The sequence below is a fragment of the Rhizobium sp. CC1099 genome (assembly GCF_029714385.1).
In the GTDB taxonomy this organism is placed as follows: Bacteria; Pseudomonadota; Alphaproteobacteria; order Rhizobiales; family Rhizobiaceae; genus Rhizobium.
Genome location: NZ_CP121641.1, coordinates 399,195 through 413,442, shown reverse-complemented (window position 1 = coordinate 413,442; position 14,248 = coordinate 399,195). Strand labels below are relative to the sequence as shown.

Genomic DNA, 14,248 nt, shown 5'->3' with positions numbered 1-14,248 from the left:
GAGAAAAGGCCATGGCTTCCATCGCACGTGTCCGCGAAAGAGCGGAAGAACAATCCTCCAGCATGAGCGCCGATCAGCAGGCCACGATCCGCATGCTCGCAAACGACCTACACCGGCTGAATCAGTCCGTGATGAAGGCAGTAGAGGCCGGGGTCTCGGTCGAACTCGTGCGCTCCGCCCGCCACCATGGCGGAGACGGCAATTGGGGCGATCTCCTGATCCCCGTCGTCGTCGCCAACAGGATGTAGGATCAGAGATGGCGGCGCCGCTCCGGCGCCGCCATCTGCGTTATTCGACGTAATTGTCACTGTCACGAAAGGCGGGCATAATAAGCATCCGCTCATACGAGACGCCGGATGCCCGCCACGACGCACGCCAATCTTGAATCTCTTACTGACCTCGTCTATGGCGCATTGTTTGGCGAAACGGACTGGCAGGACTTTCTCGACACCCTCAGTACGAGAATGCCCGATGCGAAGACGACGCTCTTCTACCATGACAGCGTGGCGGGCGCCGGTGCCTTTTCGCTCTGCTCAGGCTTGGACGATACCGGCCTGGAAGGCTACAACCGGTATTATTGCACCATAAACCCGTGGATGCCGAAGGCAGCCGTCCGGCCGGTCGGCCTCGGCGTCATCGCCGACCAGATGCTGCCGCATGTCGAACTCGTCAAAACGGAATTCTACAATGACTTTCTGCGCAGTATCGGCTGCCGCAGCAGCGTTGGCGTGACGATCCTTCGCGAGAACAACCGGTCCTTCAATCTATCGACGCTGACATCGAGCACCGACACCGGGTTTAACCGGATCAATGCCGATCTCCTGACGCGGCTTGCGCCGCATTTGCAGCGGGCCTTCGATTTCATGCGCCGGGACAAAACAGGCAATGAGATGGGCCGTTCGCTGTTCGACGCGATCGGCGTCGGGCTCATCTATGTCAGCGAAGGCCGCCAGATCCGATCGATGAATCTTGCCGCGGAACAGATGCTCGCCACAGATGTCGGGATCAGCGTCACGCCAACAGGACGTCTGAGCTCCAGCGATCGGGATTTCCTCGAGCATCTCGCCTCTTTTTCACGCTACCGCCCCCCCGCCGCGGCAGGGCCGTTCACCGCGAGGTTCAGTTCTGCCTGCGCCTCGTTCAAATGCACGCTCGTGCGCCTCACCTCCGATTTCATGACCGAGTTCCTGCAGGGGCCGACCGCAGCAGTCGTCATCGAGCGAATACCCGTTGCGTGCCCCGAATTGAACGATCGTTTGCCTGCAAAGCGGCAACTGACTGCTGCCGAACTGCGGATCGCCTCCTCCATCGCCGCGGGTCTCTCGCCGCGCGAGACGGCCAAGCTGCATGGCATCAGCTACGAGACGGCCCGGACGCATCTGAAGAACATCTATTCCAAGCTCGGCGTGAACAGCCAGGTCGCGCTTGTGCGACGTCTGATGCCGTAGAATTCAGCTGCGGCTGGCGCGCTTGCCGGCAAAAAGATCGGCATAGCTTTTTAGCAGCTTCGTCATACGATCTGCGGCCGTGCGGATTTCCAGGCGATGGCGATCCTCGTTGTTCAACACGATCCATTGCCGGTGGCGCAGCTCCGCGAGCTCGCCGCCCAGCCGTTGCAGTTCCGGATCGAGATCACCCACGAAGCAGGGGAGTACCGCCTTTCCCGCACCGGCACGGACGAGGTCCGGCAGTGACCGCGGCCGGTTGACCGTCGCCACGATCGGCTCCGGCGTCTGGCGGTACGGCCAGCGGAGATAGGCAGAAATGGCCTCATCCTCAGCGACCGCAATCCATCGGTTTTCCAACTCGCCGGCATTGCGCCGGACATAGACGGCATAAGCGACTTCGCCCAAAAGCCGAGCGGCGAGATTGGCTTCGTCCGGCTCGAAAGCGCGGATGCCGATATCGCTCTCGCGGTAGGCGAGATTGGCCCGCGCCTCTCCGATCGTCAGCACAATGTTGAAAGCGTCGGCAGGCATGCGGATTGCGGAGAAGTTTTCTGTCAGCAGCCAGGCCACCCAGGTCCCGGCTGCGATCTTTACCGTTGCGCCGCCCTCGCCGGCCTGGCGCCAGGCATCGACTTTCCGGGCCGCCGCTTCCATCTCCTGGAGATGGTCGAGGAGCGTCTGACCGTCGGCCGTCAAGCGGTAGCCGGTCTGGCTGCGGGCAAAGAGCGTCCGTCCCGTTTCCTGCTCCAGTTCAAGCATACGCCGGCCGACCGTGGCCGGGCTCAAGCCGCTCGCGACACTCGCGCCGGTCAGCCCGCCGCGGCGCGCGACCTGCAGGAAAAGCTGATAGGAGTCCCATGGGGTATTTTTCATTGATGAAAAACATAGCCGGATCTTCGATGTTTATGAAGCGATTTTTGATGTGTATTTGAAGGGATGTCTTTAACGGAGGACATCACCAATGATCGAGCAGATCATGATTGCCAATTTCCTCGGCCTTTCGCAGAACTGCCAGCCAATCCAAAAGCGTAAGAGGACTGAGGATGACTTCTACAGGGATTTTGGAAGCTCGCCTTTTATAAGCTTCACCGCGTGGCTTACAAGCATCAGCCTCAAAAGGCAGAAGGACCGCGCCTTTCCGGCGCGATCCTCCTCCATACCTTCAAGCTGCAAGCCCGATAAGCCCGATCAGGCTGCCTGCCTTGCCCGGCCATGAGACTGCGCCGACGCTTCGATGCGGAACTGCTGCAGCAGGCTCATCAGCGTGTCGGCCTCGTCGGCGAGCTGGCGGCTTGCTTGTGTGGTTTCCTCGACCATCGAAGCGTTCTTCTGGGTCATCTGGTCCATGGCATTGACCGAACCGTTGACCTCCTGCAGCGCCGCCGACTGATCCTGGCTCGCCGTGGCAATGGTTTCGACATGCTTGCTGATCGCAATAATCTCCTCGCTGATCGAGGCGAGCACGCTGCCGGTTTTCTGCACCAGCGCAGAGCCTGCCGTCACTTCTTGGCTGGACTTCTCGATCAGACCCTTGATCTCGCGGGCGGCATCGGCCGAGCGCTGTGCCAATTCGCGGACTTCCTGTGCGACAACCGCAAAGCCCTTGCCCGCCTCGCCGGCACGCGCCGCTTCGATACCGGCATTGAGGGCGAGAAGGTTCGTCTGGAAAGCGATGTCGTCGATGACTTCGATGATCTGTTCGATCTGCTGCGAAGCCTGCTCGATGCGCCCCATGGCGGCCACGGCCTCGCTGACGACGACCCCGGAGCTGTCGGCGGTCTTCTTCGTGGCGGTGACCGCGTTGTTTGCTTCGCGAGCGCGCCCTGCAGACGAGCGCACGGTCACAGTGATCTCTTCGACGGCAGCTGCTGTTTCCTCCAAGCTGGCGGCCTGCGCTTCGGTTCGCTTGGAAAGCTCGCCGGCTGATGTCAGCATCGCGCCGCTATTGCGCTGGATGGCATTGGCGTTCTCGCGAATCTGCACGAGGGTATCCTGCAGGCGGACAAGCGATGCGTTGAAATCGACGCGCAACTGCTCCAGCCGGCCGACAAACGGCGTCTCGATCGTCTGTGAGACATCGCCCTTAGCGAGGCGTCCGAGGCCGGCCGCAAGCTGGTTCACGGCAAAGTCGATCTGACCATCGAGCGAACGCTTATCGGCGTCGTTGCGGGCACGCTCGGCTTCGCTCAACGCCCGCTGTTCCGCAGCCTGCGCCTCGAGATCCTGCTGGGCGCGTGCGCTGTCGCGGAAGGCGGCCAAAGCACGTCCAATCTCCCCGAATTCGTTCTTCTTCTCGAGGCAGGGGATTGTGCCGTCAAGATTGCCGGCGGAGATCGAATGAACGGTCTGCGTCAGCGCAAACAACGGCTTCACGCAGGCGCGGATCGCAAAAAAGGCAAGCACGCCGACAAGCAGCATGACGGCAGCGCCGACGCCGAGAACCATAGTCTGCAGGTGATTGATGCGGGCGAAATAGACTTCCATCGGAATGCCGATGAAGAGGATGCCGACATTGGCGCCGGCGGCACTCTTGACCGGGAAGTAGCCAGTCATGAAATTCCGGCCGAAGAGCTGCGCCGGACCGTAGTAGGCCTTGCCGTTCGCGAGAACCGGTTGCGCGGGATGATCGGCTGCAAGCTTGGTGCCGACAGCGCGGCTGCCATCTTCCTTCTTCACGTTGGTCGAAACGCGGACATAGTCATTGCCCTGCTTCTGAAAGACCGTCGCGACACCGGCGATCGACTGGGCCGTGCGATCGACGAGGGCATGGTCCTTGAATTCGGGAATGCCATCTTCCGTCACGGAGAGAAGCTCATCCCCCGTCACGCCGACAGCCGCGTTCGCATCCGCCGCACCATAGAGTACCGCCATCGTGCGGCTTGCGCCCTTTGCGTCCGAAACGGCGCTTTCCATCACGTATCGGCCGAGATTGTGGTATGTGACAGCGACGATCGCCGCGGTGCTGATGGCGAGCAGAGCAAGCGTGATCGCAACCACCTGACGCACGATGGACGTCGAAAAGAATCGCGGCATGAAGACCTCCGGTGAGTACAACCAAAAGAAAGAATAAGAGAAAAGCGTTAAGGATTTTTCTCGCAGCCGGCTTGCCTTCTAAGAAGTTGCCACTGGCCCGTTGACAGCTGCTTTCCTGCCTTCCGGATTAGCCGCACCGGGATGGCCAGTTTGCAACCATAGGAAAAGCGGCTCCGGAGACCGAAGCCGCTTTGAGAATGGCAAGATGGCGCAAAGTCTATGCCGCGCGATAGAACTCTGAGTCGGAGCCTTCGCCGTCGATCTTGAACTGCTGGACGAGACCGAGAAGCGCATCCGCCTGACCGGCAAGTTCGCGGCTCGCGGCTGTCGTCTCTTCCACCATCGCGGCATTCTGCTGGGTCATCTGGTCCATCTGATTGACGGTCGCGTTGACTTCCTGCAGCGCACTCGACTGGTCATGGCTTGCACGGGCGATCATCTCGACATGCTGGCTGATCGTCACGATCTGCGCGCTGATCTTTGCAAGCACGGTACCAGTCTCCTGCACGAACTGCGAGCCTGAGCTGACCTCCGTCGTCGACTTGTTGATCAGGCCCTTGATTTCCTGCGCGGCAGCGGCGGAACGCTGCGCCAGTTCGCGAACTTCCATGGCAACGACTGCAAACCCCTTGCCTGCATCGCCCGCCCGTGCGGCTTCGATACCGGCGTTCAGCGCCAAGAGGTTGGTCTGGAAGGCGATCTCGTCGATGACGCCGATGATCTGTTCGATCTGGCGCGATGCGTCCTCGATGCGGGTCATCGCGTCGATAGCGTTGCTGACGACGGTTGCCGAATCGTCGGCGCTGCGCTTGGCCTCGCGAACGACCTGATCGGCATCCTTGGCACGCGCCGCCGAGGAACGGACGGTGACTGTGATCTCATCGACAGCAGCCGCCGTTTCCTCGAGAGAAGCGGCCTGATGCTCCGTGCGCTTTGCGAGATCTTCGGCGGACTGAGCCATCTGATTGCCGTTGCCCTGGATCATTTCGACATTGTCGCGGATCTGGCTCATCGTTGCCTGGAGGCGCAGCATCGAGCCGTTGAAATCCTGGCGCAGCTGCTCGAGGCGGCCGATGAACGGCGTTTCGATCGTGGTCGAAATGTCGCCCTGCGCCATACGTTCGAGGCCGGCGGCAAGCTCGTTGACGGCGAACTCGATCTGGCGATCCATCTCGCGCTTTTCGGCGTCGTTGCGCTGGCGCTCCTGTTCGGCGGCTGCGCGCTCTTCTTCGCTTTCTTCCTCGATGCGGATCTTCGAGATCGCATTTTCCTTGAAGATGCCGAGGGCGCGGGCCATGTCGCCGATCTCGTCGGACCGTTTCTCACCGGAAATGCTGGTATCCAGCGCACCGTCGGCAATGCGGCGCATGGCGGCAGTGATCTGGCCGATCGGACGCTGCAGCGTCAGCACCAGGGCGAAACCGCCGACGATCGAGACGAGGATGCCGAGGCCGGTCGTCAGAACGGAGATGCTGTTTGCCTGCGTGCGCTCGGTTCCTGCCGACTGCTTCTGCAGCTCGGCGAAGGTGGTCAGTTGGCCCCAGACGCTATCGAGCTGCTGACGGGCGGCTGCATAGTCAGTGGTACGCTGGCCGATTGTCGCGACCAGCTTTTCGCCGTCGCTGTCCATGGAAGCCAGTGCGGGCGACATGGCGGCAACGATGTCTTCCGCGAAGTCCATGCCCTTGGCGCTCGCAAGCAGCGTATTCAGGTTGGTGCCAAGCGTCGTGATTTCCTGATGCAGGCGAACGCGGTTGTCCGGGTTCGGCTTGGCGGTGAATTCGCCGAGCACCAGCTGTAGCGAATAGATCGAGGTCTCAAGACGGCGAGTGTCTTCGAGAACGGAGTTCGTCTGAGCGATGCGGCCGTCGAGCTCGACGAACGTCGTCGTCGCTTCCCGCATCATCTGCGTAGCCGTCAACTGCGTATAGGTCGACATCTGGCGGAAGCGGGAAACAAGGCGGCCAAGGTTGGCAATCGCTTCATCGGTCGCTGCATCAGGAGCTGCCGCCTGCGTCTTCAGGTCGTTGATCGTCTGGGCAATCGACTGCGTCATGCTCTTCTGGTTTTGCGGCACGGAGATTTCGATGAGGCGCTGCGCCTTTGCGATCTGCGGGATCGCGTCGGTGACGACCTTCAGCTTGTCGGCAGGCACCTGCGCCTTGTTGAAGGCAGTCATGACGGAGGCAAGCGTATCGCCACCCTTCAACAGCCGATCGGCGGCGCGGAGCGTCGCGGTGGCATTGCCTTCGTCGTTGCGGATATTTTCTTGGAGCTGCTGTGCGTCGAAATTGACATTGAAACGGCTGCTGATCAGCGTCTTCTGTGCGTCATCGATCGACTTGCGAAGCGCCAGCTCCTGTTCATGAAGAGACCATAGCTTGCCGACGGTATCCGCAATCGAAGCCGTGCCGTCCGACGCGGCTTGCAGGTTCTCGCGGCCATCATTGTCGCCGATCTGGTTCAGGGTGGCTTTCAGCGTATCCCGCTGCGTCTTGATGTCGGTGTAGAGCTTGTCGCGCGCTTCCTGGTTGGTGATCTGCAGGAAATCGCCCATCGAGCCATACAGATCCTTGAAGCCACTTAGCGACTGGAGGACGCTGTTTGAAATCTCCATGCGGCCCTGCAGCAGGCCGGAGGCATAGAGGCCTGTCAGGCCGACGGCGGAAATGGTGATCACGAAAGGCAGGACGAAGATCAGAACCTTGGTCTTGATCTTGAAGCGCGAAAGGATCTTGTCAATAAACATGGCGATACCGGCCTTCCATACACCACTCCTCCCACCGGCTGAAATCGGCGCCGGCCGAGTGCATCGAGCTGATTGTGGGACACTGGGGAACCCGAGGGTCAGGCGGCAATCATTGCCAAATCATCTCCGGCACAAAAGCGGCGATGCCCAAACATTCGCGGTGAATGTGACAGAAGATATCTTAATATTCAGATAAGCTGAACCGATTTGAAAATCGTGTCTTCTCGCATCAGCGTGTCCGCCCAGCAGTTTGCCGCGCAAGGACAAAGCGCAAAAAGTATGACGAAAGGGATGTGTCAGAAGCCCTGAACGATCAGGAGCGTCACAAGTGCCGCCGTTGCACCGGTCGCGAGCATGAGGAAGCGGGAGGCCGCAAGCTTCGTATCAGGCTTTGCCTGAGCGATTGCGATGGCGCGGGCGCGTCGAGCGTTCCTGTTCATGCGAAGATCCTCACTTCTTTCAAGACTCAACAATCCATCAAAACGGCTTGCCGGTAAAGCGCAATTTAGGAAGCTCTTTCCTAACGGCCATTGGGACACGATGGCGCAACCTTCTTAACGAGTCTTGAATCTCCTGCTCCAGATTCCTGCCTACAAGGATTCACCTGCGGCAAAACCCGAGGCCCAGGCCCACTGGAAATTATAGCCGCCGAGCCATCCCGTCACATCGACGCATTCGCCGATGAAATAGAGGCCGGGTGCGCTTTTCGCCTGCATCGTGCGGGAGTCGAGCCCAGCGGTATCTATGCCTCCAAGCGTCACTTCGGCGGTGCGATAGCCTTCCGAGCCGGACGGCTTGATCTTCCAGTTCTGCACTGCATCGCAGAGACGGATAAGCCCCTTGTCCGAGAGATCGGCCATGTGGCCGGAAATGGCTTCGCGTTCCGTCAGATATTGCGCCAGCCGCTTCGGCAGGATTTCACCGAGCGCCGTCTGGGCCGACTGGCGGCCGTTCGCCTGCTTGGCTTTTTTCAGATGCAGCAGAAGGTCGACATCCGGCTCGATATCGATGGCGATCTCATCCCCTTCCCGCCAATAGGAGGATATCTGCAGGATTGCCGGGCCGCTGAGGCCGCGGTGGGTAAAGAGCAGGGCCTCGCGGAAGCCGGTTTTTCCATGCCTGATTTCGGACGGCGCCGAGATCCCCGAAAGCGGCGCAATGCTTTCCAGCAGGACGGGATCCAGCGTCAGCGGCACGAGACCCGGGCGCGTTTCGACGAGCGCGAGACCGAACAGTTCGGCGATGCGGTAAGCAAAACCCGTCGCACCCATTTTCGGTATCGACTTGCCGCCGGTCGCCACGACGAGCGAGGCGCACTCGTATTCGCCTTCGGACGTCCTGACGCGAAAGCCGTCGCTGTCTTTTTCAACGGCCAGCATTTCGGTCTGCATCCGAAGTTGCACACCTGCCGCCCGCATCTCGTCGAGCAGCATCCGGATGATGTCCTTGGCACTGTTGTCGCAGAAGAGCTGGCCGAGCGACTTTTCGTGCCAGGCAATTCCGTGCCGGTCGACCATGGCGATGAAATCGGCAGGCGTAAAGCGTGCAAGGGCGGATTTGCAGAAGTGCGGATTGGCGGACAGGAAGTTCTTCGGGCCAGCATGGATATTGGTGAAGTTGCAGCGGCCGCCGCCCGAGATGCGGATTTTCTCCCCCGGCGCTTTCGCGTGATCGAGCACGACCACTGAGCGGCCGCGCTGCCCGGCGCGGATGGCGCACATCATTCCGGCGGCGCCCGCGCCTATGACGATCACGTCGCTCTTCAGTCTCAAGCCCATTTCCCTTCTGTGAATGGCGCCTTCTTTTTCTATCAAATGGCGAAAGTCAACGCTCCCGCCCCTCGCCAATTGCCAAACTCCAGTTATGATGACCTTCCGATCAACCGCGAACATGTGTGTCATGTCACCCAAGAAGACGACGCTGAAGCCTGCCAGAAACGTGCCTGCCTCTACGAAAATTCCCCCAGATCCCGGATCTTCGCGCGGTGTGGCAAGCTGGAAGGAAGCGGCGCAGTGGCTTCGCGCACGCGGCATCGAGGACATCGAGTGCATCACCCCGGACCTCGCCGGCGTTCCGCGCGGCAAGATGATGCCGACATCGAAATTCACGTCCAATACGTCGCTGGCCCTGCCCTCGGCGATCTATCGCCACACGATTTCCGGCGAATATCCCGAGGAGACCGAGAGCTTCCGCTACGAGCCCCGTGACAGCGACCTCAAGCTGATGCCCGATCTTTCGACGCTTTCCGTCGTTCCTTGGGAGACTGATCCGACGGCGCAGGTGATCTGCGATATCGTCAATTCGGAAGGCGAGGAGGTTCCCTATACACCGCGCAACCTCCTCAAGCGCATCATGGGACTTTACGCCGAACGCGGTTGGAAACCTGTCGTCGCGCCGGAGATCGAATTCTATCTCGTCGCCAACAACGACGACCCGGATTATCCGTTGCGCCCGCCGAAGGGACGCTCGGGCCGCTCGATCCTCGGCGGCCAGGGTTACTCGATCGCCGGCATCAACGAGTTCGACGAACTGATCGACGATATCTATCATTTCTCCGAGAAACAGGGCCTCGAGATCGACACGCTGATCCATGAGGAGGGCCCAGCGCAGCTCGAGATCAATCTGCGCCATGGCGACCCGATCGAGCTTGCCGACCAGGTCTTCATGTTCAAGCGCACCATCCGCGAGGCTGCGCTGAAGCACGATATCTATGCGACGTTCATGGCGAAGCCGATGCAGGGTCAGCCAGGGTCGGCGATGCATATCCATCAGTCGGTCGTCAACATCGGGTCCGGCAAGAACGTCTTTTCCAATTCCGACGGATCGGCGTCGAAGGAGTTCTTCCACTTCATCGGCGGCATGCAGAAATATGTGCCGAGCGCACTTGTGATGCTGGCGCCCTACGTCAACTCCTACCGGCGCCTTGCGCCGGACATGTCCTGCCCAGTCAACAACGCCTGGGGTTACGACAACCGCACCACCGCATTCCGCGTGCCGGTTTCTGACCCGCAGGCACGGCGCGTCGAAAACCGGCTGCCGAGTTCCGATGCCAACCCCTATCTGGCCCTGGCTGCTTCGCTGGCATCGGGCCTTCTCGGCATCATCAAGGAGATCGAGCCGACGGCACCGACCGAGGACGCAGCCAATGAAGGGTCGATCGACCTTCCGCGCGGCCTGCTCGAAGCCGTGGCACTCTTGGAAGACGAACCGGCATTCGAGGAGGTGTTCGGCAAGGAATTCATCGGCCTTTATGCAGGCGTGAAGCGGGGAGAGTTCGAAACCTTCATGCAGGTGATCAGCCCCTGGGAGCGCGAATTCCTGCTGCTCAACGTGTGAGGAGGCCGCCGCATGACGGTGCAAGAAAACTGGCAGAGCCCCATCGCGCCGGGCGTTTCGTGGTACCAGGCGACGGTGGGCGAGCGGCCGACCTATCCGGAGCTTGACGGATCGAAGACATGCGACGTCGCCATCGTGGGCGGCGGCTATACCGGCTTGCAGGCGGCATACAATCTGGCGAAAGCTGGCGTCTCGGTCGTGCTGATCGATGCCTGCCGTTTCGGCGACGGGGCATCTGGCCGCAACGGCGGGCAGCTCGGCACCGGCCAGCGCTGGTGGCCGGAGGAACTCGAGGAGAAGATCGGCTACGAGCGTTCCAAAGCGCTCTTCGATCTTGCGGAGGCTTCCAAGAAACACCTGCTCGATTTTGCGACCGAACATCAGATCGACATCGAATTCATGCCCGGCCAGATGAACGTCTCGCACAAGGAAAGCTACAAGCGCTTCTACTACGAAAATGCCGAGATCGTAGCCCTTCGTTATGATTATCCGCATGTGCGGTTCATGGACACAGAAGAGACGCACGAACGCCTCGGCTCCAAACGCTACTACTGCGGCGTGCGCGACACCGGCACCGGCCACATTCATCCGCTGAAGCTGCTGATCGGGCTGGCGCGCGTTGCGGCCAATGCCGGGGCGCAGATTTTCGAGATGACCAAGGCGACCGCAATCGGCCAGGGCGGCGGCAAGGTGACGATCGAAACGCCGAAGGGCACAATTGCCGCGTCCCGCGCGCTGATTGCCTGCAACGGCTATATCGGCAATCTGGAGCCGGTGACGGCAAGCCATGTCATGCCGATCCGCTCCTTCATCGGCGCAACCGTGCCGCTCGACAAATATCCTGCCGTGCTTCCCGGCGGGGAAGCCGTCGCCGACTCGCGTTTCGTCGTGCGTTATTTCCGCAAGTCCAAGGATGGACGACTGCTTTTCGGCGGGCGGGAAGCCTATACCGCCGACAATCCGCGCGATATCAGCGAGCATATCCGCCGCCAGATCGCCGAAATCTATCCGGCACTCAGGGACATCGAGATCACGCACGCCTGGGGCGGCAGCGTCGGCATAACGATGCCGCGCCAGCCCTTCGTGCGCGAAGTGATGCCGGGCGTCACCTCAATCGGCGGATATTCGGGCCATGGAGTGATGCTGTCAAATTACTGCGGCAAACTTTATGCAGAAACGGTGCTTGGAAAATCAGCCGATCTCGAGCTCTTCAAGGCGCTCGATATTCCGGCATTTCCCGGTGGTGCGGCAATGCGCGCGCCGCTGCTTTTCCTCGCCTTGTCGTGGTTCGCGCTGCGCGACAAGTTTTAAGGGCGATTGCGGGATTTCCTCCCGGGGCAATTCGCTTTAAAACCGAGACCCGACAGATTCATTGCATCGCACACTGGCTTTTTTAAATCGATTAGATTAAAACGGCCGCAACCAGCCTGATTGAGAGAAGAGCTCATGAGCAGCCAGATCATTCCCGTCGAACCCTTTGATTATGTCGTCTTCGGCGGCAGCGGCGATCTTGCCGAGCGCAAGCTCCTTCCCGCACTTTATCACCGCCAGATCGAGGGCCAGTTCACCGAGCCGACGCGCATTATCGGCGCTTCGCGCAGCCCGCTTTCCGATGACGAATACCGCAAGTTCGCGCAGGATGCCCTCAAGGAGCATCTGAAGAAGGGCGAGTATGACGAGGCGGAAGTCGAGAAATTCTGCAAGCGCCTCTTTTACGTCTCCGTCGACGCGCGTTCTGACGGCGGCTGGGATCAGCTGAAGAAGCTGCTGGACGACGGCAAGGACCGCGTCCGCGCCTTCTACCTCGCCGTCGCACCCGGCATCTTCGGTGACATCTCGCAGAAGATCGCCGAACACAAGCTGATCACCAAGTCGACGCGCATCGTCGTCGAAAAGCCGATCGGCCGCGACCTTTCCTCGGCGCTGTCACTGAACGATACGATCGGCCGTGTCTTCAAGGAAGAGCAGATCTTCCGTATCGACCACTATCTCGGCAAAGAAACGGTGCAGAACCTGATGGCGCTGCGCTTTGCGAACGCCCTCTACGAGCCGCTGTGGAACGCCAATTACATCGATCACGTGCAGATCACGGTTGCCGAAGCCGTCGGCCTCGAAGGCCGCGCCGGCTATTACGACACCGCCGGCGCATTGCGCGACATGGTGCAGAACCACATTCTGCAGCTCCTCTGCCTGACCGCCATGGAAGTACCGTCATCGATGGATTCCGAGGCGGTCCGCGACGAAAAGCTGAAGGTCCTGCGCGCCCTGAAGCCGATCGATGCTTCCAACGTCGAGCAGGTCACCGTGCGCGGCCAGTATCGCGCCGGCGCCTCCGGCAGCGGCCCGGTCAAGGGCTACCTCGAAGAGCTCGAAGGCGGCGTTTCGAACACCGAAACCTTCGTTGCCATCAAGGCCGAGATCAACAATTGGCGCTGGGCGGGTGTTCCGTTCTTCATCCGCACCGGCAAGCGTCTTACCGGCCGCATGTCGGAAATCGTCATTACCTTCAAGCCAATCCCGCACGCAATCTTCGACCAGGCGGCCGGCCGCATCAACCAGAACCAGCTCATCATCCGCCTACAGCCGGACGAAGGCGTCAAGCAGTCGCTGATGATCAAGGATCCCGGCCCGGGCGGCATGCGCCTGCGCAACGTCTCGCTCGACATGAGCTTTGCGTCAGCCTTCAATGTGCGCAATCCGGACGCCTATGAGCGCCTGCTGATGGACGTCATCCGCTCCAATCAGACGCTCTTCATGCGCCGCGACGAAGTTGAAGCCGCTTGGCAGTGGGTCGATCCGATGCTCAAGGGTTGGGAAACAACCGGCCAGCTCGTTCAAGGCTATACCGCCGGCACTTGGGGCCCAAGCCAGGCCATCGCGCTCATCGAGCGTGAAGGCCGCACCTGGCACGACAACATCTAGGATCGCGAGCGATGGCAGCAACCTTGCATGCTTTTACCAATGCAGCGGAACTTGCAAGCGGCCTTGCGGACAAGGTGACGGAGCGGCTTTCTGCCGCGATCACAGCCCGCGCAGCGGCCAGCATCGCCGTTTCCGGCGGCTCGACCCCGAAAGCCTTCTTCCAAGAGCTCTCCGTCCGCGACCTCGACTGGAGCAAGGTGACCGTCACGCTTGTTGACGAGCGCTTCGTTCCCGCGGACAATGAGCGTTCGAACCATCTGCTGGTCGCGAACAATCTGCTGCAGAACAAGGCGAAGGCGGCGCGCTTTTTGCCGCTCTATCAGAAATCAGGCTCTGCCGAAGATGCGGCAAAGCTTGCGACTGCCGAGACGAAAGCGATTGGCAACCCGTTCGATGTGGTGATCCTCGGCATGGGCGGCGACGGCCACACGGCATCGTTCTTTCCCGGCGGCAGCAACCTTGCTGCCGCGCTCGATCCGGCGACGCCGCGCGGCATCATCACGATGGAAGCGGAAGGCGCCGGCGAGCCGCGCCTGACCTTCACCTTCTCCAGCCTTCAGGATGCCGGGCTCCTGGTGCTTCACATCGAAGGCGCGGGTAAGAAAGATACGCTGTCGAAAGCGGAAGATGCCGGAGAAGAGGCCGAGATGCCGATCCGGGCCGTTCTGCGCCGGGCGGCTTCCCCGGTCGAAATCTACTGGGCGCCGTAAGACCAAGCCTTCGGGCACAGCCGCCGAACGTAAAACTTGAGAGCAACCAA

The 14,248-nt window shown here is 60.6% G+C and carries 11 protein-coding genes; 6 read left to right on the top strand and 5 right to left on the bottom strand.

Annotation, left to right across the window (positions count from 1 at the left end):
• The first annotated feature begins 11 nt into the window (after positions 1-11).
• Both QA644_RS02040 and QA644_RS02035 read left to right on the top strand, forming a co-directional pair.
• Positions 12-248 carry a hypothetical protein gene (locus QA644_RS02040; RefSeq protein ID WP_022717214.1) on the top strand — a complete coding sequence of 79 codons (237 nt, stop codon included), beginning with the start codon at positions 12-14 and terminating at the stop codon, positions 246-248.
• A gap of 108 nt (positions 249-356) precedes the next feature.
• Positions 357-1,448: a helix-turn-helix transcriptional regulator gene (locus tag QA644_RS02035; RefSeq protein WP_283070855.1), complete on the top strand. Its 1,092-nt coding sequence runs from the start codon at positions 357-359 to the stop codon at positions 1,446-1,448.
• A gap of 3 nt (positions 1,449-1,451) precedes the next feature.
• Here the strand turns inward: QA644_RS02035 and QA644_RS02030 are convergent, their stop codons facing one another.
• The 5 genes from QA644_RS02030 to QA644_RS02010 form a co-directional block, all read right to left on the bottom strand.
• On the bottom strand, positions 1,452-2,321 hold the full coding sequence (locus QA644_RS02030) for a LysR family transcriptional regulator (protein ID WP_283070854.1): 870 nt from the start codon (positions 2,319-2,321) through the stop codon (positions 1,452-1,454).
• 315 nt (positions 2,322-2,636) lie between these two features.
• Complete coding sequence (locus tag QA644_RS02025; RefSeq protein WP_074066716.1) at positions 2,637-4,481, bottom strand: methyl-accepting chemotaxis protein; 1,845 nt, start codon at positions 4,479-4,481, stop codon at positions 2,637-2,639.
• Positions 4,482-4,698: 217 nt separating this feature from the next.
• Complete coding sequence (locus QA644_RS02020; protein ID WP_283070853.1) at positions 4,699-7,230, bottom strand: HAMP domain-containing methyl-accepting chemotaxis protein; 2,532 nt, start codon at positions 7,228-7,230, stop codon at positions 4,699-4,701.
• A gap of 296 nt (positions 7,231-7,526) precedes the next feature.
• Positions 7,527-7,670, bottom strand: a complete 144-nt coding sequence (locus tag QA644_RS02015; RefSeq protein WP_167377832.1) for a hypothetical protein — start codon at positions 7,668-7,670, stop codon at positions 7,527-7,529.
• Positions 7,671-7,820: 150 nt separating this feature from the next.
• The gene (locus QA644_RS02010; RefSeq protein WP_283070850.1) at positions 7,821-9,008 is read right to left on the bottom strand and encodes an NAD(P)/FAD-dependent oxidoreductase; all 1,188 of its coding nucleotides are present in this window, start codon (positions 9,006-9,008) and stop codon (positions 7,821-7,823) included.
• 121 nt (positions 9,009-9,129) lie between these two features.
• Here QA644_RS02010 and QA644_RS02005 point away from each other — a divergent pair, with 121 nt between their 5' ends.
• The 4 genes from QA644_RS02005 (at position 9,130) to pgl (ending at position 14,198) form a co-directional block, all read left to right on the top strand.
• Positions 9,130-10,566 carry a glutamine synthetase family protein gene (locus QA644_RS02005; RefSeq protein WP_283070849.1) on the top strand — a complete coding sequence of 479 codons (1,437 nt, stop codon included), beginning with the start codon at positions 9,130-9,132 and terminating at the stop codon, positions 10,564-10,566.
• 12 nt (positions 10,567-10,578) lie between these two features.
• Positions 10,579-11,877 (top strand): FAD-binding oxidoreductase, encoded by a 1,299-nt coding sequence (locus tag QA644_RS02000; protein ID WP_283070846.1) that lies wholly within the window; start codon positions 10,579-10,581, stop codon positions 11,875-11,877.
• A gap of 135 nt (positions 11,878-12,012) precedes the next feature.
• The gene (gene zwf / locus QA644_RS01995; protein WP_283070844.1) at positions 12,013-13,488 is read left to right on the top strand and encodes a glucose-6-phosphate dehydrogenase; all 1,476 of its coding nucleotides are present in this window, start codon (positions 12,013-12,015) and stop codon (positions 13,486-13,488) included.
• Between the two features lie 11 nt (positions 13,489-13,499).
• Complete coding sequence (gene pgl, locus QA644_RS01990; RefSeq protein WP_074066710.1) at positions 13,500-14,198, top strand: 6-phosphogluconolactonase; 699 nt, start codon at positions 13,500-13,502, stop codon at positions 14,196-14,198.
• The last annotated feature ends 50 nt before the right edge of the window (positions 14,199-14,248 follow it).